This window comes from Rhodococcus wratislaviensis (assembly GCF_900455735.1).
GTDB classification, from domain to species: domain Bacteria; phylum Actinomycetota; class Actinomycetes; order Mycobacteriales; family Mycobacteriaceae; genus Rhodococcus_F; species Rhodococcus_F wratislaviensis.
In genome coordinates, this window is sequence record NZ_UAUI01000002.1 from 101,172 (window position 1) to 127,083 (window position 25,912).

At 66.0% G+C, this 25,912-nt stretch carries 18 protein-coding genes and 1 pseudogene; 11 read left to right on the plus strand and 8 right to left on the minus strand.

Going from position 1 to position 25,912, the window contains the following annotated elements:
* The first annotated feature begins 71 nt into the window (after positions 1 to 71).
* The 6 genes from DTA22_RS06835 to DTA22_RS06860 all read left to right on the plus strand — a co-directional run bounded on the left by DTA22_RS06835 (position 72) and on the right by DTA22_RS06860 (position 6,308).
* Positions 72 to 1,013 (plus strand): TauD/TfdA dioxygenase family protein, encoded by a 942-nt coding sequence (locus tag DTA22_RS06835; protein WP_245973344.1) that lies wholly within the window; start codon positions 72 to 74, stop codon positions 1,011 to 1,013.
* Between the two features lie 28 nt (positions 1,014 to 1,041).
* Positions 1,042 to 2,484, plus strand: coding sequence for an aldehyde dehydrogenase (locus DTA22_RS06840; protein ID WP_112298956.1), 1,443 nt, complete (start codon positions 1,042 to 1,044; stop codon positions 2,482 to 2,484).
* Between the two features lie 67 nt (positions 2,485 to 2,551).
* Positions 2,552 to 3,880, plus strand: coding sequence for an MFS transporter (locus tag DTA22_RS06845; RefSeq protein ID WP_112298957.1), 1,329 nt, complete (start codon positions 2,552 to 2,554; stop codon positions 3,878 to 3,880).
* Positions 3,881 to 3,961: 81 nt separating this feature from the next.
* Positions 3,962 to 5,626 (plus strand): long-chain-fatty-acid--CoA ligase, encoded by a 1,665-nt coding sequence (locus DTA22_RS06850; protein WP_112298958.1) that lies wholly within the window; start codon positions 3,962 to 3,964, stop codon positions 5,624 to 5,626.
* Positions 5,623 to 5,985: a YidH family protein gene (locus DTA22_RS06855; RefSeq protein WP_112298959.1), complete on the plus strand. Its 363-nt coding sequence runs from the start codon at positions 5,623 to 5,625 to the stop codon at positions 5,983 to 5,985. Before DTA22_RS06850 ends, DTA22_RS06855 begins: the two co-directional genes overlap by 4 nt.
* Entirely contained in the window at positions 5,982 to 6,308 is a 327-nt protein-coding gene (locus tag DTA22_RS06860; protein WP_112298960.1) for a DUF202 domain-containing protein, read from the plus strand. Before DTA22_RS06855 ends, DTA22_RS06860 begins: the two co-directional genes overlap by 4 nt.
* Positions 6,309 to 6,880: 572 nt before the next feature.
* Here DTA22_RS06860 and DTA22_RS06865 read toward each other — a convergent pair.
* The 3 genes from DTA22_RS06865 to DTA22_RS06875 all read right to left on the minus strand — a co-directional run bounded on the left by DTA22_RS06865 (position 6,881) and on the right by DTA22_RS06875 (position 10,496).
* Positions 6,881 to 7,990 (minus strand): NAD(P)H-dependent flavin oxidoreductase, encoded by a 1,110-nt coding sequence (locus DTA22_RS06865; RefSeq protein WP_218027704.1) that lies wholly within the window; start codon positions 7,988 to 7,990, stop codon positions 6,881 to 6,883.
* Positions 7,987 to 9,165 carry an acyl-CoA dehydrogenase family protein gene (locus DTA22_RS06870; protein ID WP_112298961.1) on the minus strand — a complete coding sequence of 393 codons (1,179 nt, stop codon included), beginning with the start codon at positions 9,163 to 9,165 and terminating at the stop codon, positions 7,987 to 7,989. Before DTA22_RS06870 ends, DTA22_RS06865 begins: the two co-directional genes overlap by 4 nt.
* Positions 9,166 to 9,227: 62 nt before the next feature.
* Entirely contained in the window at positions 9,228 to 10,496 is a 1,269-nt protein-coding gene (locus DTA22_RS06875) for a CaiB/BaiF CoA transferase family protein (protein ID WP_160118495.1), read from the minus strand.
* 63 nt (positions 10,497 to 10,559) lie between these two features.
* Between DTA22_RS06875 and DTA22_RS06880 the strand changes: the two genes are divergently transcribed.
* Complete coding sequence (locus tag DTA22_RS06880; RefSeq protein WP_146777759.1) at positions 10,560 to 11,477, plus strand: LysR family transcriptional regulator; 918 nt, start codon at positions 10,560 to 10,562, stop codon at positions 11,475 to 11,477.
* Positions 11,478 to 11,602: 125 nt separating this feature from the next.
* On the opposite strand, the gene DTA22_RS06885 is transcribed toward DTA22_RS06880, so the two are convergent.
* Positions 11,603 to 12,898 carry an MFS transporter gene (locus DTA22_RS06885; protein ID WP_160118496.1) on the minus strand — a complete coding sequence of 432 codons (1,296 nt, stop codon included), beginning with the start codon at positions 12,896 to 12,898 and terminating at the stop codon, positions 11,603 to 11,605.
* Positions 12,899 to 13,407: 509 nt separating this feature from the next.
* Positions 13,408 to 14,685, minus strand: coding sequence for a PucR family transcriptional regulator (locus tag DTA22_RS06890; protein ID WP_160118497.1), 1,278 nt, complete (start codon positions 14,683 to 14,685; stop codon positions 13,408 to 13,410).
* 126 nt (positions 14,686 to 14,811) lie between these two features.
* Here DTA22_RS06890 and DTA22_RS06895 point away from each other — a divergent pair, with 126 nt between their 5' ends.
* The 3 genes from DTA22_RS06895 (at position 14,812) to DTA22_RS06905 (ending at position 19,896) form a co-directional block, all read left to right on the plus strand.
* Positions 14,812 to 16,443 (plus strand): GMC family oxidoreductase, encoded by a 1,632-nt coding sequence (locus DTA22_RS06895; RefSeq protein WP_112298966.1) that lies wholly within the window; start codon positions 14,812 to 14,814, stop codon positions 16,441 to 16,443.
* Complete coding sequence (locus DTA22_RS06900; RefSeq protein WP_112298967.1) at positions 16,440 to 17,954, plus strand: aldehyde dehydrogenase family protein; 1,515 nt, start codon at positions 16,440 to 16,442, stop codon at positions 17,952 to 17,954. Before DTA22_RS06895 ends, DTA22_RS06900 begins: the two co-directional genes overlap by 4 nt.
* Positions 17,955 to 18,048: 94 nt before the next feature.
* Positions 18,049 to 19,896, plus strand: coding sequence for a long-chain-fatty-acid--CoA ligase (locus tag DTA22_RS06905; protein ID WP_112298968.1), 1,848 nt, complete (start codon positions 18,049 to 18,051; stop codon positions 19,894 to 19,896).
* A gap of 777 nt (positions 19,897 to 20,673) precedes the next feature.
* Here DTA22_RS06905 and DTA22_RS06915 read toward each other — a convergent pair.
* From DTA22_RS06915 to DTA22_RS06925, 3 genes and pseudogenes are all read right to left on the minus strand, one after another.
* Positions 20,674 to 21,835: pseudogene (locus tag DTA22_RS06915) on the minus strand (citrate synthase 2).
* A gap of 447 nt (positions 21,836 to 22,282) precedes the next feature.
* Complete coding sequence (locus tag DTA22_RS06920) at positions 22,283 to 23,788, minus strand: carboxyl transferase domain-containing protein (protein WP_112299027.1); 1,506 nt, start codon at positions 23,786 to 23,788, stop codon at positions 22,283 to 22,285.
* Positions 23,785 to 24,996, minus strand: coding sequence for a CaiB/BaiF CoA transferase family protein (locus DTA22_RS06925; protein WP_112298969.1), 1,212 nt, complete (start codon positions 24,994 to 24,996; stop codon positions 23,785 to 23,787). Before DTA22_RS06925 ends, DTA22_RS06920 begins: the two co-directional genes overlap by 4 nt.
* Positions 24,997 to 25,193: 197 nt before the next feature.
* On the opposite strand from DTA22_RS06925, the gene DTA22_RS06930 reads away from it, so the two are divergent.
* Complete coding sequence (locus tag DTA22_RS06930; RefSeq protein ID WP_037233263.1) at positions 25,194 to 25,889, plus strand: FadR/GntR family transcriptional regulator; 696 nt, start codon at positions 25,194 to 25,196, stop codon at positions 25,887 to 25,889.
* Positions 25,890 to 25,912 lie beyond the last annotated feature (23 nt).

Sequence of the window (25,912 nt, forward strand, 5' to 3'; positions counted from 1 at the left end):
CACATGCATGCCGGGTCAGGGTTGCGAGAAGACACAGTGGCGTCGATGGTGATTGGCGACACACTTTAACCATGACGACGATCACGCAAGAGAGCATGTTCGCCCGCGTCCCCATGGTTGGTGACCGCGGTTATCCGCGCCTGCACTTCGGCACCCGTGAACTGCGCCGCACTGCCGGTGAGCAGCTATTTCATCAGCCCTACGAGCGCCTGATCCTTCGTCCCGTCGGGGTCACGATCGGCGCCGTGGTCGAGGGTGTAGACCTGGGCGCGATCGACGACGAGACGCATGCCGAGTTGCACCGGGCGCTGCTGGAATGGAAGGTGCTGTTCTTCCGCGAACAGCATTTGACTGGGGCTGAGCACATCGCTCTGGCGAAGCGTTGGGGTGGTATCGAAGCGAATGACTTCTTCCCCAACGGGGAAGTGCAGGCGATCTCCCGGCTGGCCAAGGATGACACCGCTGTGGGGATGGAGAACGTCTGGCACAGCGACACCTCGTTCCGGCGCGATCCGTCCATGCTGTCCATTCTTCGTGCCATCTCGGTACCCGAGATCGGCGGCGAGACGATGTGGGCGGATATGGCTGCCGCGTACGACAACATTCCTGACGGAGTGCGCGAGCGCATCGACGACCTCACCGCGACGCACACCTTCGTCAAGTCGTGGGGCCTGACGATGACCGACGAGGCGATCGCCGAGATGGAGAGCATCCATCCGCGCACCTCCCACCCGGTGGTCCGCACCCACCCGGAGACCGGCCGCAAGTTCCTGTACGTCAACGAGCCCTTCACCGAAGCCATCAACGGCCTGCCCGGTGAGGAGGCGAATGACCTGCTCGACTACCTGCTGTTCCAGGCTCGGGTGCCGGAGTACCAGGTGCGATTCCGCTGGGAACCCGGCTCTGTCGCGATGTGGGACAACCGCATCACCCAGCACTACGCCATCAGCGACTACTTCCCGCAGCGCCGGGTGATGGAGCGGGTCACCGTGGTCGGCGACCAGCCGTTCTGATCACACACTGACACAGGAGAGAGTGAACATGATCGAGCACGACACACTCTTCGTGGACGGCGCGCAGCGGTCCCCGGCCGGCGCCGACACCATCACGGTGATCGGCGCCGCCACCGGTGAGGTCATTGGCCGGACACCCGCGGCCGGCGAGGCCGACGTGGACGCTGCCGTGGCGGCGGCCCGCCGGGCCCTCACCGATAAAGCAGGCTGGGCGGGCTGGGATCCCGGCCGCCGCGCCGACCTGCTGGACCGCCTCGCCGACGAGGTGGAGGCGCGCGGATCCGAGGCCGCCGCGTTGGTCGCCCAGCAGAACGGGATGCCGATCACCACCGCGCTGGCGGTGGAGGCGGCCATCCCGGTCGCGGTCTACCGCTACTACGCCGACCTGGCCCGGAACACCGAGTTCTCCGAGGTCCGGCCCGGGCTGCTCGGCGGCAGCGCCCGCGTCGACCGGCTCCCGGTGGGCGTGATCGGGGCGATCGTCCCGTGGAACTACCCGAACCTGCTGACCGCCTTCAAGGTCGCGCCGGCGCTCGCCGCCGGGTGCGCCGTGGTGATCAAACCCGGTCCGGAGACGGTGTTGGACACCTACCTGTTCGCCGACGCCGTGAGCGCCGCGAGCGTGCCTCCGGGGGTGATCTCCATCGTGCCCGGCGCCGCCGACATCGGCCGCTACCTGGTCGGGCACCCCGGCGTCGACAAGGTGACATTCACCGGATCCACCGAGGTGGGCCGACAGATCGGTGCCAGCTGCGGGCAACTGCTGCGGCCGGTCACCCTCGAGCTCGGTGGCAAGTCTGCCGCGATCCTGCTCGACGACGTCGACCTCGCCGTCAACGCCGACGGCCTGTTCCAGGCGACGCTGCTCAACAACGGCCAGACCTGCGTCGCCAACACCCGCATCCTGGCTCCGCGCGGTCGCTACGCCGAGGCGGTCGACTTTTTCGCCGAGCTCTGCCGCAGCGCGGCGGTCGGGGACCCGTTGGATCCCGGCACCCTCGTCGGACCCATGGTGACCGAGGCGCACCGTGCCCGCGTCGAGCGATATATCGCGCGCGGCGTGGCCGACGGTGCCCGGCTGGTGTCCGGCGGCGGTCGCCCGCAGCGCCTCGATCGTGGCTGGTTCGTGCAGCCGACCGTCTTCGCCGACGTCGACCCGGGAAGTGTCATCGCCCGGGAGGAGATCTTCGGACCGGTCCTCAGCGTGCTGCCGTACGACTCGGTGGACGAGGCGATCGCGTTGGCCAATGCCAGCGACTACGGTCTCGCCGGCACGGTGTGGACCGCTGATCCCGACTCGGCCCGTCCGGTCGCCGATGCCATCGACTCCGGCACCTTCGGCATCAACTACTTCATGCTCGACCCGGTCGCGCCGTTCGGCGGCACGAAAGCCAGTGGCCTCGGCCGTGAGCTGGGCCCCGAGGGCCTCGCGGCCTGCTTGAAGTCGAAGACCACCCATTCGCTCGTCTGACACGCCGCTCCCGTAGTTCCGATTCCAACCCACACCCTTCCCGCACTCTGTACGAAGGAGCATCGTCGTGTCCCTCACCCTCAACCCGCTGGCGGCCCCGCCCGGCCGGGCCCATTCCACTCGGAGGGCGTGGCTGATCACCGCCATGCTGGCGTTGTTCATGCTGATCAACTGGGGTGACAAGTCCGTGCTCGGACTCACTGCCCGCGCCCTGATGAAGGATCTGGGGTTGACCCCGTCCCAGTACGGACTGATCGCCAGTTCGTTCTTCTTCCTGTTCGGGATCGGCACCGTGCTGGGCGGTTTCCTCGTTGATCGGATCAAAACCAAGCCGATGTTGCTCCTCATGGCGGTGGTTTGGGCGCTTGTACAGTTTCCGGTGCTCGGCGGCGCCTCGTTCGCGGTGCTGCTGGTGTCCCGGATCGTGCTCGGACTGGCGGAAGGGCCGGCTACCCCGGTCGCATTGCATGCGGTGATGAAGTGGTTCCCGGACGAGCGACGCGACCTGCCGAACTCCATCGTCCTGGCCGCGTCGGGCCTGGGACTGCTGGTCGCCGCGCCGGTGATGGCGATCGTTCAGGTGCACTGGGGCTGGCGTTGGTGTTTCGGCGTGCTCGGTATCGCGGGCCTGGTGTGGGCCGCGGTGTGGTTGCTGCTCGGGCGAGAGGGACCGTACGACAAACCCGCCGACGGTGTCGCTGCCGCGTCCGAACCGACCGGTGCCGGATCCGCCTCCGTGGCCGCGGGGCGGGTGTCGTACTGGCGACTGTTCTCCACTCGCACCTGGGTGTGCTTTGCGCTGGCCGGATTCGGCTGCTACTTCGTGACCGCGTTGCTCACCAGCTGGCTGCCGACGTATCTGGAGTCGGTGCGCGAGATCAGCACCATCTCGACGGGCAACTGGATCGCGGCGACCGCCGCGATGGGCGCGATCGCGATGTTCGGCCAGGGCGTGGTGTCTCGGATGCTGATCGCCCGCGGCATACCGTCCCGGTGGGCGCGGGCCGGTGTGGCCGGGATCGCGGTGGTGATCGCCGGGCTCAGCATGGTGGGCTTCGTATTCACCGACGGGACACTGCAGCTGATCCTGATGCTGCCCGCGTTCAACCTGTTCACCGCCACGTTCCCCGCATCCAGCGCCGCAGTCGCGCAGATCACCCCGGTGGCGCAACGCGGCGCGGTGCTGGGTGTGCTGTTCGCCTTTCTCGGCGCCGCCGGGGTCATCGCACCGTTTCTCACCGGCCGCCTGATCCAGGCCGCACATCAGGCGGCGTCGGGCTATCACACCGCCTTCCTGATCGGAGCGGCCCTGTTAATCGTGTCCGGACTGGCCGTGGCGCTGCTGGCGAACCCGGACCGGGACGCCGTCCACCTCGCGGAGCGAAAGGCCCACTGACCCTGGCGATTCGGATCCGCCCACTTCATCTCATCGCCCGGCGCTCACCGCGCCGGGCGACCACCACGCAGGAGCACCACCATGACCATGATCACCGGACACCAATCGACCCACGGCGACGACTACCAGCTCAACACCAGCACGCTGCTACGGCATTCGGCGCGCACATATCCGGAACAGGAGATCGTGTACCGGACACCCGATGGAGGTTGGGACAGGTACACCTACGCCGACGCCTTCATCGGGGTACAACGCGCCGCGCACGTACTGGACGCGCTGGGCGTGCAGCCGGGCGACGTGGTGGGGATCCTGGACTGGAACACCCGCAGGCACTTCGAGCTGTACTGGGCGATCCCCGGCATCGGCGCGGTGATGCTGCAGATGAACCTACGGCTCTCGCCCGAGGACCTGGGGTACGTCGCCGCGCACAGCGGCGCTTCGGTGATTCTGGTCGACGAATCGTTGATCGGTGTGGCGGAGGCCATCGCACCGCACGCCCCCGGTGTCCGCCGGTGGGTGGTCATGGCGGATCGCCCGGTAATCGAGCTCGAGACCACCCTGCCGGACGCGGTCGATTACGAGGAGCTGGTGACGCGGGCACCGTCGGAATACCACTGGCCCGTGATCGACGAACGGTCCGCGTACAGCGCCTGCTACACAACCGGCACCACCGGGCGGCCGAAGGGCGTCTACTATTCGCACCGCGGCATCTGCCTACACACCATGGCGCAGGCGGTGAACTTGCTGATGTCCGCCGAGGACACCGTCATGATGATCACCCCGATGTTCCACGCGCAGAGCTGGGGCCTACCGCAGTCGGCCGTGTACACCGCGGCCCGGATCGTCCTGCCCGGGGCGTACACCGCCGCGGACATCGGAGTGCTGGTGGACGCGATGATCGCCGAGACGGTGACGGTGGCGAACGGTGCCCCGGCGATATTCGGGCCCATGCTGGAGTACATCCGCACCCTGGACACCAAGCCAGACCTGAGCCGAGCCCGGCTGCTGTCCGGATCCACCGAGCCGCCGCTCGCGCTCATGCGTGGCTTCCACGACGAGGTGGGCGCGGACGTGATCCACGCATACGGTGCCACCGAGACCACACCCACAACCTTCGTCAACCGCGGCGTGAAGTTTTCCCTCGGTGAGTACTCCGATGATCAGAAGTGGGATCTCAAGCGCTGCCAGGGACTGCCGGTGAACGGGGTCGACGTGCGGATCGTCGACGATCAGGGACGGGAACTTCCACACGACGGCGTCAGCGTCGGCGAGGTGTGGCTGCGCGGACCGTGGATCACCACGAGCTACTTCGGACGCGAGCCCGGCCATGATCAATTCGTGGACGGCTACTGGCGCAGCGGTGATCTCGGTACCGTCGCACCGACCGGTCACCTCAAACTCACCGACCGGCTCAAGGACGTGGTGAAGAGCGGAGGCGAGTGGATCTCCTCCATCGACATGGAGAACCTGATCACGGTGCACCCGCGGGTCGCGGAGGCCGCAGTGGTAGCGGTTCCGCACCCGAAGTGGCAGGAGCGACCGCTGGTACTGGTCGCCACAGTTGACGGAGAGGACTTGCCACTGAGCGAGGTCCAGGAGCTGCTCAGCACGCGATTCGCGAAGTGGCAACTACCCGACACTGTCGTCGTGCGGTCCGAACTTCCGCGCACCAGCGTCGGCAAACTGGACAAGAAGTCCCTCCGCGCCGAGTACCGCGACATCTATTCCGCCGCTCCGCTGCCATGACCAAGGGGCGCCGACGGCCTGGACCCTTCCGTGTCGGAGAAGATCCCGACCCCCGCTTCACCCTGGCCAACGAGAGGACATTCCTGGCCTGGATACGTACAGCCCTCGGCATGATCGCAGGCGCAGTCGGTTTCGAAACATTCGGCCCCGAATTGCCTCCAATGATCCATCGCCTCCTCGTGACCGGATTGCTGGTAGCCGCAGTAGTGATCACCATTGGCTGCTTCCTCCGATGGATGGGTGTGGAATCGGCGATGCGCCGCGGTCACAGCCTGCCTGCGCCGGCGCTGGCACCGATGCTGGTCGGTGTCTTGGCAGGCGCCGGCACCACGCTTGCTCTCGTATTCGCGATCCGATGACGACAACGCATGGTGACGCAGGACTGCAGCCAGAACGAACCTCACTGGCGTGGGTGCGAACATCACTGGCCCTCGGCGCGGTCGCCCTACTGTGCAGCCGCTGCCTTCCCACGGTCGACCACGACAATCGGACGTGGTCGACCGGCGTACCGTTAGCCACCCTGATGCTCGCCGCGGTGCTGCTCGTCTCGTCGCCCCAGCATCGGCGGGCGCTTTGCGCCGACTTCACCGCCGGCCGAGCTCGCCCAACGATTCGACGGGCGGTCGGATTGGTGATCACGGTGACCTCTTTGGCAGTGGCTGCGACGATCACAATCCTCTGAGTTCAGCCTCATCGGTTGTGCCGACCCAACGACCCCGTCAACTCGTCCGAGATCGAGTCGGTTCATCCAGTGGGGAAGGCGAATTCGACGAGTCTGGAAGTCGCAGGGCAGGAGTCGGATCGAACTCTGGACCTGTGACCGGTCGGTACGCTGTGGAACCACCGAATTGGAGCTAAGCGGCGTCGTGTAGCGCATGGTGCACCACACTACGATTGAGCCGAAGACCCTCGACGGCAGTCGCCGCACCATTTCGGTCGCGGCGCCTGCCGTGGGACAGCACACCGGAGTCGTCCTGCGCGAACTCGGTTACACCGATGAGCAAGTCGCCGAGTCTCGGCGCGCACGTACCCCGCAACGCCTGCAATTCCGCAGATATATTCGGTTCGCGCCGCCTCCGGAGCGTCGAGAGTCAGGGGCGGTGGCGGCGATCGCGCAGACGCGTCCGGCTGGCCCGCGGACGTCGGCGAGAGGTATGGGTCGCACAGCAGGTCGACCATCGCGAACGGACCGCTACAGTCACCGAATCCCCCGAAACTGCGAAAGTCGAGCTATTCACCCCTCGTGTGAACTTGTCACGCACCGGTCACCGGGTTCCCGCCCCCAGTACGCGAAGACGCGAGATTCGCTCGAGCCGTCTCCATTTCCATTACGAGCCGGTTCATGGTGTCGGCCACCGTTGTGCGCCCCCGGATCCACTCCACGCTCTGCCCGGCGGGGGTGTACATCAACGGCGCGATCTCGTGCCGGGTAACCGACCCCTCCAGCGAGCCCACCAGGAGATCCTGCCAGGGCATCGGAAGCGCGGCCGGTGCCGCCGGAGCGGCCCACTCGTCGCTCCATGCAGTGCGGATCTGCCGCATCGGCTTGCCGCTCGAGCCGCGGGTGACGACGGTGTCCTCGCAGCCGGATTCGATGACTTTACGCAACAGAACCTCCGGCATCCCGTGCTCGTCGGTCCCGAGCCACAGTGTCCCCGTCCAGACCCCCGCTGCGCCCAACGCGAGGGCAGAGGTGACATGAGCACCCGTACCGACACCGCCAGCGGCGAGAACTGGTGTTTCTCCGGCGAGTTCGACGATCCTCGGCACGAGGGAGAAGGTACCGATGGACCCGGTGTGGCCGCCGGCGTCGTAACCTTGGGCGACGATCACGTCCGCCCCGATCTCACGAGCATGGTGCACGTGCCGCGGTGCGCCGACCAGCGCGACAATCGACATGCCCTGCGCCCGCGCGCGCTCGGCGATGCCGTCACGGGTTCCCACTGCCATCGCGAACAGCCGCGCACCCGTACCGAGCGCAGCGTCGACCTGTGCCGAGAACAGTTCCTCCGATCGGACGATGCGATCCCGCTCGCCGCGCTCCCGATCCCGGGGAACTTGGTACTTGTCATACAGCGAGTCGACGAACGCGCGATGCTCGGCGGGTAGCTGCGCCTCGACCGCGGCGCGGTCCGAACTCTCGGGTACCCCACGTGGCAGCATCACATTGATTCCGAACGGTCGTTGCCCCAGTCGCTCGCGCAGTTCTCGGCCCCGATCGGTGATTTCCTCGGGTAGGAGCCGCGCCGCGGCCCAGATCCCGACGCCACCGGCCTCGGAAATCGCCGCGACCACCCCCGGATCGTGGCTCAGCCCGAAAATGGGGTATGTGCAGCCGAACATCGTCGTCACGGTTGTGTTCACGACGCCACCCCTTGCGCCGACGTCTGCCCAATCCGGCGGGCAATCTGCTGTTGCAGTACCTGGCTTGCGCCCTCGCCGACCCGCAGGACACGGACGTCACGGAAGAGCCGGGTGACGATGCCGTTCCCGACGATGCCGGTGCCGCCTAGGATCTGGACTGCCCGATCGGCAACCCGCCCCGACATTTCGCTGCAGAAGTACTTTGCGGCCGCGATCTCCGTCAGTGGAATCGGGCCGGCGTCAAACTGGCCGGCGGCATCGAGAATCATCGCCCGACCCGCCCACACGTCGGTCTGGATGTCGGCGAGCATGCCGGCGATGAGCTGGAAGTTCGCAAGCGGCCGACCGAACTGGCGACGGGTGGTGGCATGCAGAAGCGATTCGTCGAGGAGGCGAATCGACTGCCCGACTGCGGTCGCAGCGATGTGAGTTCGCGCGTGGTTGAAGCCGCGGAGCGCCGCCTCGAGGCCCTCACCTTCGGCGCCACCGAGTAGAGCGCTCGCGGGAACCCGGACGTCGGTGAAGGTGATCTCGCATGTCGGAGACCCCCGCCAGGACAACATCTGGTCGAGCGGTGCGGCGACGACCTCGATACCCGGGGTGTCCGCCGGCACGACGAACATCGATGTGCCCTTCGCTCCGGGGATGGCCGAATCCGTTCGAGCAAGGACCAGCATGACATCGGCGATCGAGGCATTGGTGATGAACCGCTTGCGACCGTTGATCACGTACCCTCCACCGCGTCGCTCCGCAGTGGTTTCGACGGCACCGGCGTCCGAGCCTGCTCCCGGCTCGGTGACTGCCGCGCATCCGATGCACTCGCCATTTGCCATCGCGGGGAGGTACGCGTCCTTCTGCTCCTCGGTGCCGTGGTCGAGGAGCATCTGCGATGCCAGGCCGATGGTTGTGGAGAACCGGGATCGGAAGACGCCGAGGGTCTGGGTGAACTCGAAGGTCAGCCGAACCTGCTCTGCCATTGTCCACTCGAGGCCGCCGTACTTGCGGGGCAGTGTGATACCGAACAGTCCGAGCGCCCGCATCTCGCCGACGATCTCGACCGGGATGATGCCGGAATCGTCGACTTCACATTCGATCGGGACCAACTGGGTCCGCGTGAAATTGCGGATCGTGGACAGGTAAGTGTCGAAATCTAGTTCACGAATTTTGTCATGCATCGACGTACCTCTCGGTGAGTGAGTGATGAAGCGTCCGGACAGACGAAAGTGGTCGAACCGGTTCAGATGACGCCGGCGTCGTGGTAGTGCTTCACGGCGTCGGAGTCGATCCCCAGCAACTCGCGGTAGATCAGCTCGTTGTGCTCGCCCAGGCGCGGCGCGGACTCTACAGTGGGAGAGAACGCCGAGAAATGCGGTACCGGAGATTGCACCATCAGGTCCACGTCGAGGTCGTCGTCGTGAATGATCGTGAGGTTGCCTCGATGGAGGACTTGCGGGTCGGAGACGATATCGGCGACCGAATACACCTTCCCGCAAGCGATGTCATTCTCTTGGAAGATCGTCATGACCTCCTCGAGCGTGAACTGCTCGGTGAACTTCGCGATCCGCTCATCGATCAGTGTCCGGTTTCGCATACGTATCTCGTTCGTGGCGAATCGGCGGAGCTCATCGTCATCGAGCAGGTTGACGACCCGGTTCCACATCTTGTCGGTCGATGCAGGCAAGATTACGTACTTGCCATCCGAAGTCGGATAGACGTTGTTCGGGCAGATGTTCGGCTGCGCATTGCCGACACGCTCCTTGACTGTGCCGGTTCCGGAGTACCCGACAACAAGATCTTCCATAAGCCGAAGCAGCGGTTCGTACAGTGCGAGGTCGACCAACTGCGGTTCGCCAGTGAGGTCGCGATGACGCAATGCGATCATGAGCGAGAAGGCACCATATATTCCGCTGATTCCGTCGGCGATGGGATATCCCGCGAAGACCGGTGCTCGATCGGCATAGCCGGTGGTGTAAGTCAGTCCCGACATCGCCTCAGCCACGCGTGCGAATCCCGGCCGATCACTATAGGGCCCGGTCCGGCCGAACGCAGTGAGATGGAAGTACACCAGGGACGGATTGACCTTGACGAGGTCGTCGAAGTCGATGTTCCACTCGCGCAGTTTGGCTGGCCGGAAGTTCGTGACGACGACGTCGGCTTCCTGCACGAGTCGGTGAAACAACGAACGCCCCACCTCAGTGTGAAAGTCGAGAGTGATCGACTTCTTGTTGCGGTTGGTGACCCGCCAATGCAGTGACTGAGAATCCCGGTACGGGGCGAAGTGTCGCACCGGATCCCCTACTTCGGGCTGCTCGACCTTGATCACCTCGGCACCGAACTCCGCGAGAAGGGTTGCGGCGAACGGCGCCGCCAGCACGGTGGCGATGTCCAGAACGCGAATACCTTCGAGCGGAAGTACCGAAGGGGTTTCGTGGTGGTTCTCCGTCACGACTGCAGTCCTCTCATTGTCCGATGAATCCATCGTGGTCGGCGCCTCGTCGTGGTACAACGGGTCAACCACGAAGCTAGTGATAGTTCTGGACTATCGCTCTTACGCACGGAAGGAACCGCTGTGCGATTGACCCAGCTCCACTATTTCGACAGCGCGGTGAGGCTCGGGTCGTTGCGCGCGGCGGCGGATCATCTTGGAGTCAGCCAGCCGACGCTGAGCGAGCAGCTTCGAGCGCTCGAGGAAGAACTCGGCGTCGTCCTACTCGTGCGCGGGCGACGGGGTGTGACGGTCACGACCGCCGGTGAGGCGATCCTCGATAACGTGCACAGCGCCCTTGCCGCCGAGACCGCGATCCGTCAACAGGCAAGTGCTATCACTGGGCTGAGTCAGGGGCTGACCAGAATCGGCTCCATCGGCATTGTGGCACGCACGTTCCTGCCGGGTGTCATGTCACGGCTCGTCGCGGCGCACCCGGGCTTGGAGTTTCAGGTCCTCGAGGCAGGCTCGGTCGATATTCGTCGCGACGTGCTATCCGGAGATCTTGATCTCGGGCTGATCGCCCGCCGCCCGGATGAGCCGGCGGACACCGTGTCCGGCTTACACGTGGTGCCTCTTCTCACAACCCGGGTACTTGTGTGCGCACCAAAGGGGCATCCCCTCTCGACTGTGGACGAGGTGACCATGGACCAGCTAGCGGCCTATCCTCTGGTTCTGTTTCCCGAGAACTTTGTCCTGCGTCGGGTGGTGGACGAGCACTTCGGAAGCCGGACACCGATGATCGTGCAAGCGGGAACACTGGAGACGCTGCACGCCATGGTGGCAGCGGGTCTGGGAGTGGCCTTGGAAGCCGAGCTCGGCAGCCGGATCCCTGCGCCACGCATCGACCTTGTGGGCGTTCCGTTTGCCGGGCCCCCCTCGACACTCGAGATCAGTCTCATCTATCGCAACGCGGTGCGTCCGTCCAGTTCCGCGACCGCCGTCATCGGCCTGACACGCAAGGCGGCGGCGCAGTGGCGAGACAACGACCTGGCACCTTAGTCACTCGATGCAGCGACGAGCCACAACGTGACGTGGGTGATGCCGTCACCGGCATCACCCACGGTAAGCTGCAGGACCGCCCGATCGAGATCGATTGGCAGTGGGGCGAAGGGTCGGAGTCAGCCTTACCGGGGCCGGTTCGCGCCGGGTCCGGGCGCTCCCGTGGTCGCAGCTACCCGCACGAGTCGCCGGACATCTGCTTCGGGTCGGATCAGTACGAGAGAGACAAGGCAACCGATCGCCATGACCGTGCCCGTCCACATAAATCCGGAAGAGTATCCGTCCGCGGCAGTCGAGGCCGCACCGACCACCCAGCCCATGAGCAGTGGAGCGAAGACACCACCCAGGCTGTAAAACGCGATCACACATCCGTAGACGGTGCTGCGCTGAGCGGGGGGAACGACATCAGCCAGCACCGCGAATGAGAGGCTCATCGCACCGGAGTACAGGGCGAAGGCCAGTGCCACGAATGCCATCTGCATCACTCCGGCGCCGAGAACGGTGAACAGGATCATCGAGATGCCATTAGCGAACATCAGTCCCACCGCGAAGAATCCGCGAGCGTATCTGCCGCGGATGCCCCGGACGGACAATCGTGACGACATCCATCCGAACAGGATGTTCGCTCCGATCGACACGATGTAGGGAAGTGTCACGAGTAGACCCGACTGTGTCGTGGAGTATCCCAATCCTTCGGTGAGGAAGAGCGGCAACCAGGAGATCTTCAACGCGACACAGCAATAGCCCAGAAGCGTCAGGAGAGCGATCCCGATCACGGTGGGCTGAATCAGTAGTGTCCGATACGGCACCCGCTCAGGCAGATCGCGGTCGACGGCCGAGTTCGCCTTCGTGACCGTCTCGGGACCCATACGACCCAGAAAGAACCATGCCACCAACCAGGCGAGAGCAACGGGGATGAGGGCGAAGAAGCCAGCATGCCAGGAGTGCGCGGCAATCACCCACGTCAGGATGGGTGCGGCGATCAGGGGTCCGAGGGAGGAACCGGCGTTGACGACGCCGGAGACCAGGGCGCGCTTGCGGGCAGGCACCCATGAGTGGGCAACAGCCATCGCCAGTCCGATCGACGGCCCCTCCGCGAACCCGAGGATGATGCGGCATAACAGTACAACGGCGAAGCTGCCGGTCAGCGTCAGCGGAATCAGGGTAGCGGTCCACACCACGACCAGAACCATGATGATATTGACGGGCGAGAACTTGTGCGTGAGCGCACTGATCGAAATCGCACCTGCAGCGAACAGCCAGAAGAACGCACTCTGAAGCAATCCGAACTGCTCCGCCGAAATACCCAGATCCTGTCGGATCGCCGCACCGGCGAATCCCATTACCGATTTGTCGGCGAAATTGATGACCATGAAGAGCATGCACAAGATCACGACGGTCCATACGGATCGCAACTTCACTCGAGCTGGCTGCACCATCCCGGTAGAACCAGCTGCGGGGTCTTCGGTATCCGTTTTCAAAGCGACTCCTTGGGCCTACGAGTGATCAGTATCACGAGGGCAATACTGATCTCGGCCCGGCGGAGGAACAACACGTGCGAACCGATACAAGCGATAGGCGCGACCGATACTCCCGAGGCGAGGGTACAAGTTCGCCAGGTCAGATCTCCCTGTCGGCGCCGTCAACACGGGCGGCCGGTTGGTCCCCGGCGTGCTCGGACAGCACTCGGCGGGACTTTGACCGTGTGAGCCGTCGCTGACCGCGACTCTCCTACGGGGTTGATTAATCGTTGTTCGCCCCGGGAGCCGCAGCTGACCCAGGTTCCGCCGCGAAGGGAGCATGATGTGAGATCGGACTGGACAGAGCGTAGGTTTGCGGCTCTTGCTCATGCCCAACCTGGTCCCGTTGCGGCGCTACGGCGCTTGGACCGGACCGGAGGACGCCTTTGTCTCCATCAACAACGTCGTCATCATGGGTTCCGTCGGTGTCCCCCGTCGGCGACGGGCCCGACGAGTCGAGCCAGTTCGACAGCGGCCCGGAGATGCAGTGAGCCTCCGTCGTTCTCGGTACTCGCCTCGACCACGCGGCGCACCCGATAGGCAACGGTGTTGCGGTGCACGTGCAGCCGCTCGGCTGCCCGGCTGAGGCTCAATCCCTCGTGTTGGTAGACCGACACGGTTTCGAGTAGCCGATCCGCGTCGTCGCGTTCAAGGGTCTCGCCGAGGACCTCGGCGACGAACTCGCGGGCGCGGTCGACGTCGGCGCACAGCAGTGCCGCGACCGCACAGTCGCGGTAGTCGAGGTACGCGGGAACCGGTGTCGACAGTCGGGCCACCCGCCGCGCCAGCCCGGCCTGATCGTGGGTGCGCCGGAAGCCGGCGACGCCCTTTCCCGGTGAGCCTACGCAGACGTGCATGCCGTCGATCTCCGAATGCGCCGTGGTTCCGCCGCGGCGTCGCGACGACCCGACCCACCCGTAGAGCACCGAGCGGCCCGCAGGCACCACCAGTGATTCGGTACCTCGCAATACTTCGGCGACTCGGGCCCCGGCTCGGTCCAGTTGCGGCGTGACGTCGACCTCGTCCTCCGCGTCGGACCACACAATGAACCCGATATGCCAGCCGTCGAGGCGATACCGCATCCGCTCGCTCGCCAATCCGATGTCGACGGCGTCTCCGCGGAGCACGCGCCGTAGTTCGGCTTCGCCCAGGCTCTGCGCTCGCCGAGCCAAACGCTCTCGCTCCCGGAGGTATTCATCGATGATCGGTACCAGGGCTGCATCCACGTATCTGAACGTGTAGTCCGAAGTCGCGGCGGACGTCTCGGCCAGCAGATTGGGGTCGTCGACCCGGGCCGACAGCAATTTCAGCCAGAACTGCCAGAATTCGCCGTGCCCGATCCGATAGGCGCGCAACAGCGTTTCGATCGGTATCCCGTGACGGGCGAGATCCACACCCCAGTCGACGGCCTCCTTCGGCGCGGGCGCCGCGCTCGGATCGGTCCACGCGCCGAGCATCCCCCGAAGCAAGGCCATGTGCGCCCTGGTCGAGCGATCGAAACCGTCGTGCAGCTCCAGCGGTGCCTGATCCAGCTCAGGCAATTCGACCAGGACGCGCGCATTGACCGCCGCTCGCGCCGATTCCAAGTGGTCACCGAGCTCGGCGGCGACCTCGGCGACCAGACGGCGACCCTCTGCGGAGAGCTCGCCGTACCGATCCCGGGACCCGGATTGTGCCGCGCCGACCATGCCGCCGAGTCTAGCCCGTCCTTCTTTGTGCTGGAGTACAACGCGGTCGGGATCTGTTGGCGTGCGGACCATTGGTCGCCGGATGCGGCGTCAGTACCTTCGATTTCACCGACGAAGGAGAGATTCATGTCACATGAGACGGACTACATCGTAATCGGCGCTGGTTCGGCGGGGTGCGCGGTAGCCGCTCGGCTGAGTGAGAGGAAAACCGCGCAGGTACTGCTCATCGAAGCCGGCGGGGGCAATCGCCGGCTCGAGGTGAAGGCGCCCGCCGCATTCTCCCAGCAGTTTCACGGAAAGCTCGACTGGGACTACTGGACCGAGCCCGAACCGCACCTCAACGGGCGCCGTCTGTTCTCTCCTCGCGGGAAGATGATCGGCGGATCGAGCGAGATGAACGCGATGATCTACCTCCGCGGCAATAGGCTCGACTACGACTCCTGGGCCGAGAACGGCGCCACCGGATGGTCGTACGCGGACGTGCTCCCGATCTTCAAGCGCTTCGAATCGAACGACGAATTCGGTGGCACCTATCACGGAACCGCGGGCGCACTGAAGGTCACCCGCATTCCCGACCCGGACCCGGTCAGTCTGGCACTCGTCGAGGCCGCGGCCGCCCTGGGGATCGAGCGCAACAACGACTTCAACGGTGAAACACAGGACGGGACGGGACGGGTGCAGGTCACCCAACATCGGGGCATGCGCTTCGGTAGCGCCGAGGCATACCTCGCACCGATCGCGCGGCGGCGCAATCTGAAAGTTCGCACCGATACGCTCGTCACCCGGATCATCATCGAGCGGGGCCGAGCGGTCGGCGTCGAGACCTCCGACGAGAACGGCAATACGGAGCGAATCAACGCCCGCGCCGAGATCATCGTGTCCGGTGGCGCCTTCAACACTCCTGCACTGCTCCAGCATTCGGGTATCGGTCCGGCTGATTTCCTCCGCTCGCTGGGGGTGAAGCCGATCGTCGACTTGCCGGCCGTGGGCGAGAACCTGATGGAGCACCCGCTCGTCTACACCACCTACGAACTGACCGAGGGCCACATCGGCATCGCAGACGCGGCGAAGCCGAAGTACCTGTTGGAGTGGCTGATACGCCGGCGCGGCAAGCTAACGAGCAACGTCGCCGAAGCCGCCGCGCACATTCGCACCGATACCTCCATGCCGGCACCCAACTTCCAGTGCCTCTTCGCCCCCGGATACTTCTACGATCACGGCCAGATGGCGTGGGACGTGCCCGCGGCGACGATCGCGATGTCCTATATCGCGCCTCGCAGCCGGGGCACGGTGCGGATCCGCTCGAACGACCCGACACGCAAACCCCGGGTCGCGTACAACATGCTCTCGACCCGCGCGGAGATGGACGAGATGATCGACGCCGTCGACCTCGCCCGTGACATCGCCGCGACCGGGCCCGCGCGCGCCGTCCTGGGCACCGAAATCACCCCGGGTCGTGATGTGCAGACGCGCGACGAGGTCGAGGCCTGGATCCGTACCTCGGTTCAGCACACCTACCACCCCGCCTGCACCGCGCGTATCGGTACCCCCGACGACGGCGTCGTCGACCCGCACCTGCGTGTCCACGGCGTCGACGGCCTGCGGGTGGCCGATACGTCGGTCATGCCCACCATCATCCGCGGCAACACCAACGCACCGGCAATCATGATCGGCGAGCGGTGCGCGGATTTCCTCGGCAGGACCGTCGCGACATCTGTATCCAAGTCCGCTGTCACCAGGTCCGGAGCCGCGCGATGACGACACCGCTGCAGAGCCACGGCACGACCGCGACCATTGCGATCGAGAACCCGGCCACCGGTCGGGTGATCGCCCACATCGAGGACATGACCGCCGACCACGTCGCCGAACTGGTGGTCCGTGCGCGTGCCGCCCAGCCCGCCTGGGCGGAAATCGGCTTCGATCGTCGCGCCGAGTTGGTGCGCAAGCTGCGATCCTGGTTCGTCGCCAACCGCGCCTCGCTCATCGACACGATCGTCGCCGAGAACGGCAAGACCCGTGAGGATGCGCTGCTGGCCGAACTGTTCTACCTCGCCGACTCGATGGGCTTCTGGGCCAAGAACGCAGGAAAATACCTCGCGGAGGACAAGATCCGCACCCACTCTCCGTTCGTGCTCGGAAAGAAGGTTGTCGTCCGGTACCGCCCGCACGGGGTGGTCGGTGTCATCGCGCCGTGGAACTATCCGCTCACCGCGTCGGTCGGTGACGCACTCCCCGCCCTGATGGCCGGAAACACGGTGGTGCTCAAGCCGAGTGAAGTTGCGCCGCTCGCCGTCGAGCAAGTGGTTCGCGGCGCGATCGAGGTCGGGTTCCCGATAGGTGTCCTCCAGGTCGCCACGGGTGCCGGCGACACGGGCGCCGCGCTCGTCGACTGCGCCGACATGATCCAGTTCACCGGTTCTACCCGCACCGGCCGCCGGATCGCGGCCCGCTGCGGCGAGCGGCTCATTCCGTCGTCCCTGGAACTCGGCGGCAAGGACCCGATGATCGTCCTCGCCGATGCGAACGTCGAGCGTGCCGCGAACGTGGCCGTGGAGTGGTCGATCCGCAACGCCGGCCAGATCTGCATGGGCATCGAACGCGTCTACGTCGAGGCGCCGGTCTACGACGAGTTCGTGTCCAAGATAACCGAGAAGGTCTCGCGACTGCGGATCGGCGCACCCGGGGATTACGGCTCGACGGACGTCGGGGCGATCACCTTCGCGCCGCAACTCGACATCATCGAGAGTCACATCGGCGACGCAACTGCCAAGGGCGCGCGCGTTCTCGTCGGCGGCAAGCGGGAGCCGGGCGCCGGGCGCTTCTTCCAGCCGACCGTGCTCGTCGACGTCAACCACACGATGAAGGTCATGCAAGAAGAAACGTTCGGCCCGATCCTGCCGATCATGAAGGTGCGCGACGACGAAGAGGCCGTTCGCCTCGCCAATGACACGCCCTATGGGCTGGGGTCGACCATCTTCAGTCGCAATATCGCACAGGCACACCGCCTCGCACGACGGATGGTCGCGGGTAACACCTGGATCAACGATGCAATCATGAGCTTTCTGGCCCAAGAGGCACCCTTCGCAGGCGCCGGTCAGTCCGGGTTCGGCAGCGGACGACACGGGAAAGACGGAATCCGTAAATACTGTGACACCCAGACGATCCTGACCACTCGGTTCGCGCTCACCCGCGAACCGACCATGTTCCCCAACAACGCGCGTCGATCACGACGGTTCGACCGCCTCATGATGATGCTCTGGGGCCGATGACCCGACCGACAGCCGGACCGGCACCGCGGGTGATCCGCGTGCGGCCACCGCAACCTTCACGACCCGACCTCACATCAACCTGTAGGAGCACGGCATGATGCACGACGTAGTCCGGGGGCGGCCGTCGACCCACGGCGACGACTACCAACTCAACACGACCACCCTGATCCGGCACTCCGCCCGGACCTACCCGGAACAGCAGATCGTCTACCGTGCCCCGGACGGCGGCTGGGACTGCTACACCTACGGCGAGGCCTACGCCCGTATGCAGCGTGCCGCGAATGTGCTGACCGGGCTCGGCGTCGGCGCGGGCGACGTGGTGGGCATCCTCGACTGGAACAGCAAACGGCACTTCGAACTTTACTGGGCCATCCCCGGCACCGGTGCGGTGATGCTGCAAATGAACCTGCGGCTGGCCTCGGAGGACCTCGGCTACGTCACCTCGCACAGCGAGGCCAGTATCGTCCTGGTCGACGAGAGTCTTCTACCGATCGCGGAGGCGCTGGCCCCGTTCACGCCGAATGTTCGTGCGTGGGTGGTGATGTCGGACAAGCCGATGTCGCAGATCGCCACCACTCTCGTCGCCGTCCACCACTTCGAGGACCTGGTAGCCGCGGCCCCCGACCACTTCGACTGGCCCGTCATTGCCGAGACCTCCGCCTACAGTGCCTGCTACACCACCGGCACGACCGGCACCCCCAAGGGCGTCTACTACTCCCATCGCGGCATCTACCTGCACACGATGGCCCAGGCCGCGAACCTCGGTATCCGCAGCGACGACACCGTCATGTTGATCACCCCGATGTTCCACGGCCAATGCTGGGGACTACCCCAGTCCGCGGTCTACAGCGCCGCAAGAATCGTCTTGCCCGGCCGCTATCAGGCCGAGGACACCCCGGTACTGGTCGACGCCATGATCGCCGAAGACGTCACCGTCGCCAACGGCGCCCCGGCCATCTTCCAGCCGATGCTCGACTACATCGAGACGCTCGCAGTGAAACCAGACTTCCGGCGGGTGCGGCTGCTGTCGGGTGCCACCGAGCCCGCACTGTCGTTGATGCGCGGATTCTACGAGCTGACGAGCGCGGACATCATCCATGCATACGGCGCAACCGAAACCACCCCGACAGTCGCTGTCAACGCCGGTATCAAGCCGTCGCTGCGAGGACATATCTCCGATGAGCAGAAGTGGGACCTCAAACGCTGCCAAGGTCTACCGGTCAACGGGGTGGACATCCGCATCGTCGACGCCGACGGCAACGACCTTCCACACGACGGCAAGAGTCAGGGTGAGGTGCTGCTGCGCGGGCCGTGGATCACCGCGCGCTATCACAACTTTGACGACGCCGACCACTTCGTCGACGGATACTGGCGCAGCGGCGACGTCGGCACCATCGCACCCAACGGATACCTCAAGCTCACGGACCGACTGAAGGACGTGATCAAGAGCGGCGGGGAATGGATCTCCTCGATCGACATGGAGAACGCCCTTCTCGCGCACCCGAGAGTCGCCGAGGTGGCCGTGATCGGTGTCGAACACCCCAAATGGCAGGAGCGTCCGGTCGCGCTCATCGTCACCACCGACGGCGAACAGCTGACGATCGAAGAAATCCACACCCTGCTAGCGGGCTCGTTCGCCAAGTGGCAACTACCCGACACCGTCCTCCACCTCGATGCCCTACCCCGCACCAGCGTCGGCAAACTGGACAAGAAGGTGATGCGCGCCGCACACGCCGGCATCTACACCAACGCCGTCGCGCCGGTCGGCCGACAACGGGTTGAGGATGCCCGGCATCCTGACCGAACCGTCGCGGCGGCTGCCAGCAGGACCTGGCTGGCCGCATCCGCCGCGGCCAACCGGGGACAGCGGGGCGGTGCCCTCGCGTTCTACGACCTCACGCGCGGGCCGGGCGAGCAGCGAGATCCTGCCCGCCCCAGCTGAGCGGGTAAGTTTCACCGAAAGCCGCGTCGCTCCGGCTCTATCCCGTAAGCGGATCCAATCTCGACGTTGGCGGTGCGCCGATTGTGCAGAGTCGCCGTAGGACAAGGACGATCTTGTTCACGGTCGACGCACTGGCGCGGACCCAACGTGCCCGCACGATCTCGTGGGGCGACGAACGGATCCTGCCAATGTCAGTCACTATCGTGTGGCCTGATTCGGTGGTGCCGCTGAACCCTGGGGTCCGTGATCATCCACGGTGATTGCCGACAAGGGTAAGCCTTCCTGAACTGATCAGCGGCAACTGCATCGCAGCCGGACTCGACGATGACTTGCCAGAGCCGTTCCGGGAACAGAGTCCGCGATATCCCGAATCTGACGAATACTTCCTCGTCCGGTGCGCCGCCGAATGGTGCCCAGACACGCGCGAATTGGAGGATGCGTTCCGCTTCCTTGCTCGGCACTGGCGGGCTGGATCGCGGACGCTCGACCTCTCGTGGCCGATCGCGCAATCGGTGTCTCGCGATGGGTGTGCCGGAATGTCGCGAAGCGTCCGGTTCCTCCCGGGATTGTTCCCCTTCTGGTTGTTCGTACATGTGATCACCACGTTTTCTCCGGATAGTTTGGTGGCGCTACCACCGATCTCGCGGCCGAGGTCGGTGAGGACCTTCTGCGTCCCGAACTGGCCGCCAAGGGCGTGCCTCCACTGTCGCGAGGCGGAAATGTCTCGGCATCATGCTGCGACACAACTCAACTCCCCTTCTCGTGGCAGGGCGGGATCTACGCACTGGGGATCTGGTCCCAGCCCTCGACGGACTCGGGGGTGCGGGGTGCGGGTCCGGTGTAGATGGCGGCGGGGCGGACGAGTTTGCCGAGGCGTTTCTGTTCGAGGATGTGGGCGCACCAGCCGGCGGTGCGGCCGCAGGTGAACATCGCGGGCATCATGTGTGCGGGGACCTCGGCGAAGTCGAGGATGACCGCGGCCCAGAATTCGACGTTGGTTTCGATGGCCCGGTCCGGGCGGCGTTCGCGCAGTTCGGCGAGGGCGGCCTGTTCGAGGGCGGCGGCCGCCTCGTAGCGGGGGGCGTTCAGGCGTTGGGCGGTGGCGCGCAGCACCCGGGCGCGGGGGTCTTCGGCGCGGTAGACGCGGTGCCCGAAGCCCATCAGCTTTTCCTTGCGGTCGAGGATGCCCTTGACCAGGGTGCGGGCGTCGCCGGACTTTTCGGTGTCCTCGATCATCGGCAGGACGCGGGCGGGGGCGCCGCCGTGCAGCGGGCCGGACATGGCACCGATGGCCCCGGACAGGGACGCGGCGACGTCGGCGCCGGTGGAGGCGATGACGCGGGCGGTGAAGGTGGAGGCGTTCATGCCGTGTTCGGCGGCGGAGACCCAGTAGGCGTCGATGGCGGCGACGTGGGCGGGGGTCGGGGTCGCCCTTCCAGCGGACCATGAACCGTTCGGTGACGGTTTTCGCTTCGTCGATTCGTCTCTGGGGGACGGCGGGCTGGTAGATGCCGCGGGCGGACTGGGCGACGTAGGACAGGGCCATGACGGAGGCGCGGGCGAGTTGTTCGCGGGCTGTGTCGTCGTCGATGTCGAGGAGGGGTTGGTATCCCCAGATGGGGGCGAGCATGGCCAGGCCGGCCTGGACGTCGACGCGGACGTCGCCGGTGTGTACGGGCAGGGGGAACGGTTCGGCCGGGGGAAGTCCGGGGCCGAAGCGGCCGTCGACGAGCAGGGCCCACACGTTGCCGAACGTGACGTGCTTGGAGACGAGTTCTTCGATGTCGACGCCGCGGTAGCGCAGGGCGCCGCCGTCCTTGTCGGGTTCGGCGATGTCGCTGGTGAACGCGACCACACCTTCCAGTCCGCTGACGAAATCAGCCGGTACTTCGTGACGTGGAGCGTGGACAAGGTCGGCTGCAGCTGTCTGAACGGGCATGGTTCTCCTTGCGTTTCGGTGCGGCGGCCGGCCGCACGGTCAGTGGTGGTGGCTGGCCGGGCGCGGTCTGTGTCTGTCCTGTGAGGGGCCTCGAAGCGCTGCGGCCGGTGGGTCGCGGCGCTTCGAGGCCTGGTTCGTGCGATTCACCGTTCGGCGTCGGGTTACCGATGGGTGTAGCACTCGAACCGGTCGGTCCACGCTCGCCGGCGGTCTCCTTCGTAGGGAGCGGCGCCGTGCGAGCGTGGTGCCGACGCATTCGCAGAACTGCGCGGGTTCGTCCGCACATCTGGAAACTGGGGGGCTGGGTGGCTGCGGCACTGGATGCAGCAAGCCCGAGACAGGAAGGGCCAGATTCGAGGGGCGGGAAGGGCGCTCCCCGTCACGCGCCGATCTCACAGCGCCGGGCCCGGTGGAACGCGGCGCGGCGAGACATCCGTGTGCCGGTGTCTACACCGCCACCGTCAGGGGTTCGCCGATGCGGCTGAAGTGCTCGAATCGGTCGGCCAGACGCTGCTGGGGGTCCTGCCGCACGAGAGCGAGCAGGGCGGTGTGGAGGGCCGTACCGACGCGTTCGCAGAATTGCACCGGCTCGTCCGTGGCATCGGGGAATTCCGGTATCACCGTGTGCACGACACCACCGGCGAGGAGATCGACCGACCGGATATTTTGCGCCGCAGCCATTTCGGGGGCGTGGGTGACATCGCGGTGGATGATCGCGCTCGCTCCTTCCGGCGGCAGCGGTGAGAGCCAGCCGTGCTGGGCGGCGAGAACGCGGTCCGCCGGGAGCAGAGCCAGCGCCCCTCCCCCGGTGCCCTGGCCGAGAAGCAACGACACCGTGGGTGTTCGCAACGCCACGAGTTCGGCCAGGCAGCGGGCGATCTCGCCGGCGAGGCCGCCTTCGTCCGCCTCCTTCGACAGGGCGGCACCTGCGGTGTCGATGACCGTGACCAGGGGGAGGTCGAGTTCCTGCGCCAGACGGATACCGCGGCGGGCCTCCCGCAGTGCCGCCGGACCGAGGGGACGTTGTACGGTCTGGCCGTGTCGGTCCTGGCCGAGCAGAACGCAGGGGACATCGCCGAAGCGGACCAGTGCGAGGGTCAGTCCGGGATCCTTCTCGCCCTGTCCGGTGCCGTTGAGGGGCAGCACGTCAGCGGCGGCGATGAACAGTAGTTCGCGGACCCCGGGGCGGCCGGTGCGGCGGGAGGCGAGCACCGATTCCCATGCGGGAGTCTCGGGAAGGGTGGGTGGGACGGCGACGGAGGTGCGCTCGTCGTCGGCCGGGCGGGAGGTCATGATGCGCAGGGCCCGGTCGAGGATCTCGGCGAGTTGTTCCGGCGGGCGCACCGCATCGACCAGTCCGTGTGCTTGAAGGTTTTCCGCCGTCTGCACGCCGGGGGGAAACGGGGCACCGTACAACGCCTCGTATACCCGGGGCCCGAGGAACCCTACGAGCGCACCCGGCTCGGCGACCGTGACGTGCCCGAGGGACCCCCAGGAGGCGAAGACCCCTCCCGTGGTGGGGTTTCGGAGGTACACGAGATATGGGAGATGGGCCGCTTTGTGGGCGGTCACGGCGGCGGTGATCTTGACCATCTGCAGGAATGCGGTGGTTCCTTCCTGCATGCGCGTTCCGCCCGAGACCGGTAAGGCGATCAGTGGAAGCTTTGCTGCGGTGGCCCACTCGATCGCGGTCACGAGCCGTTGGCCGGCCGCCACGCCGATCGATCCCGCGAGGAACCCGAAATCGCAGACCAGGACCGCGACGCGACGACCGCGCAGCAGTGCCGCTCCGGTCACGACGGACTCGTCCAGTCCGGTCTTCTCGCGGGCCGCCGCGAGTTCGTCGGCGTACGTTCCGTTCCTGGCAGGCTCGGTGATGGTGGTGTCCCACGATTTCCAGGAGTCACGATCGAAAACCAGGTCGATCAGTTCGTGTGCGGTCAGGCGGGTCATCGGACCGACTCCCGCAGCAGCCATTCGGACACGGTGTCGTTGTCCGCGCCGAGCACCGGCGGCGCGGTGTGCTGGGTGCGGGTGACCTCGGTGCCGTCCGGTTCGAAGAACCGCAGCGGCGGGCCGGGCAGCGTGATGTTGCCGAGGGTGCGGTGGTCGACGTCGATCAGCAGCCCCTGGGACTTGGTCTGCTCCCATTCGTAGACTTCGGAGATCGTCCGGACGCGTCCCGCGGGCACCCCGATGCGGTCGAGTTCGACGAGAAGTTCGTCGCTGGTGTACGCACCGAACGCGTCCTCCACCAGTTCCAGGACCTGCTTGTGGTTCTCGACGCGCTCGGGATTCGTGGCCATTCCGGGGGTGTTCGGATCGAGGTGGAAGCCCGCGCAGAACCTCTTCCACAGTCCTTCACTGCCGACCGAGATCTGGACGGCGCCGTCGGCGGTGCGAAACAGCCCGTACGGCGAGATCGACGGATGGTGGTTGCCCTGCGCCTCCCCGACCTCGCCGGCGACGGTCCACTTCGTCCCTTGGAAGGCGTGCACCCCGACGACGCCGGCCAGCAACGACGTGCGCACGACGCGACCCCGACCGGTGCGCTCCCGTTCCTGCAGGGCGGCGACGACGCCGAACGCCCCGTACATGCCGGCGAGCAGATCCGCGATGGGCACGCCGACGCGCTGCACGTCGTCGGGACTGGGGCCGGTCAGCGACATCAGTCCGGCCTCGCCCTGCGCGATCTGGTCGTACCCCGCGCGTCCGCCCTCGGGTCCGTCGTGACCGAAACCGCTGATGGACAGGACCACCAGGCGCGGGTTCAGCTCCGCGAGACGTTCGGTGGTGAATCCCAGGCGGTCGAGGACGCCGGTGCGGAAGTTCTCCATGAGGACGTCGGCGCGCCGGACCAGGGCTTCGAGGGTGGCCCGTCCGTCGTCGGCCTTGAGGTCGAGGGTGATCGACTTCTTGTTCCGATTGGCGGACAGGAAGTACGTCGATTCCCGCTCCGCGTCAGCCGGGTTCACGAAGGGCGGCCCCCACCCGCGGGTGTCGTCGCCGCCGTGCGGGGTTTCGATCTTGATGACGTCCGCGCCGAGGTCGCCGAGCATCATCGCCGCGTGCGGACCCGCGAGTGCGCGGGTCAGATCGACGACCACGATCCCGTCGAGGGGCCCGGCCTGGGCGGTCGTGGGCTGTGCAGTGGAAAACATGGGGATCCCTGGCTTCCTGCCGGTGTGCCGCCGTCCCATTCTGGACCAGTGGCTGAGTGGACTGGCCACTAGTACAGCAGTGGCTGCGATCACTGTCAAGGGGAGCTGTGGTGGCCGTTACCGACCGACGTCGATAACCGAGCGAGGCGAGATACCCTGAACGAAGCACATCACTGGAATAGAGAGTGGGTGGCCCAGTGGCCGAGCAATTGCGTCCCGTGACGCGGCCCCGTCTGTACGAGGTCATCGTCGAACAGCTTTGCTCGCACATCGCCGACAATGAGATGGTGCCCGGCGATCGCCTCCCCGCCGAGCGCGAGCTGGCCGCGAAACTCGGCGTCAGCCGGGCATCGCTGAGTCAGGCCCTCGTCGCACTGGAAGTCCAGGGCGTGCTGTCGGTCCGGCACGGCGACGGGGCCGTGCTCGTCCGTAGACCGGCCGAGGAACGCGTCATCAAGGCCCTGCGGGAACACGCGGACCGCCTCCCCGACATCATCGAGGCCCGCGAGGCGCTCGAGGTGAAACTTGCCGGCCTGGCCGCCGAGCGTCGAACCGACGCGGAGATGGCGGCGATCGATTCCGCGATCTCAATGATGGAGTCGGAGATCAGCGCAGGCGACCGAGGGGTGGTCGGGGACGAGATGTTCCACGAGGCCATCACGACCGCGGCGCACTCGTCTCTGCTCGCGAAACTCATGCACGAGATCTCCGAGCTCGTCCGCGAGACCCGGATCGAGTCGCTGTCGCAGACCGAGCGGCCGCGGGCGTCACTCGAGGGCCACAAGAAGATCGCCGACGCGGTCCGCCGGCAGGATTCCGTCGCCGCCGCGCGAGCCATGGCCGCGCACATCCGGATGGTTTCCGACGTCGCACTGCTGCGTGAGATCAGCTGAGCCGGTTCGGCACTCGTTCGCCA

What these genes read in the sequence shown, in the direction of transcription:
- DTA22_RS06890 (WP_160118497.1), bottom strand. Translation starts at nt 14,685, where the DNA reads ATGGTCGGCGCGGCACAATCCGGGTCCCGGGATCGGTACGGCGAGCTC.
- DTA22_RS06900 (WP_112298967.1), top strand. Translation starts at nt 16,440, where the DNA reads ATGACGACACCGCTGCAGAGCCACGGCACGACCGCGACCATTGCGATC.
- DTA22_RS06850 (WP_112298958.1), top strand. Translation starts at nt 3,962, where the DNA reads ATGACCATGATCACCGGACACCAATCGACCCACGGCGACGACTACCAG.
- DTA22_RS06925 (WP_112298969.1), bottom strand. Translation starts at nt 24,996, where the DNA reads ATGTTTTCCACTGCACAGCCCACGACCGCCCAGGCCGGGCCCCTCGAC.
- DTA22_RS06835 (WP_245973344.1), top strand. Translation starts at nt 72, where the DNA reads ATGACGACGATCACGCAAGAGAGCATGTTCGCCCGCGTCCCCATGGTT.
- DTA22_RS06895 (WP_112298966.1), top strand. Translation starts at nt 14,812, where the DNA reads ATGTCACATGAGACGGACTACATCGTAATCGGCGCTGGTTCGGCGGGG.
- DTA22_RS06870 (WP_112298961.1), bottom strand. Translation starts at nt 9,165, where the DNA reads ATGCATGACAAAATTCGTGAACTAGATTTCGACACTTACCTGTCCACG.
- DTA22_RS06905 (WP_112298968.1), top strand. Translation starts at nt 18,049, where the DNA reads ATGATGCACGACGTAGTCCGGGGGCGGCCGTCGACCCACGGCGACGAC.
- DTA22_RS06855 (WP_112298959.1), top strand. Translation starts at nt 5,623, where the DNA reads ATGACCAAGGGGCGCCGACGGCCTGGACCCTTCCGTGTCGGAGAAGAT.
- DTA22_RS06860 (WP_112298960.1), top strand. Translation starts at nt 5,982, where the DNA reads ATGACGACAACGCATGGTGACGCAGGACTGCAGCCAGAACGAACCTCA.
- DTA22_RS06920 (WP_112299027.1), bottom strand. Translation starts at nt 23,788, where the DNA reads ATGACCCGCCTGACCGCACACGAACTGATCGACCTGGTTTTCGATCGT.
- DTA22_RS06840 (WP_112298956.1), top strand. Translation starts at nt 1,042, where the DNA reads ATGATCGAGCACGACACACTCTTCGTGGACGGCGCGCAGCGGTCCCCG.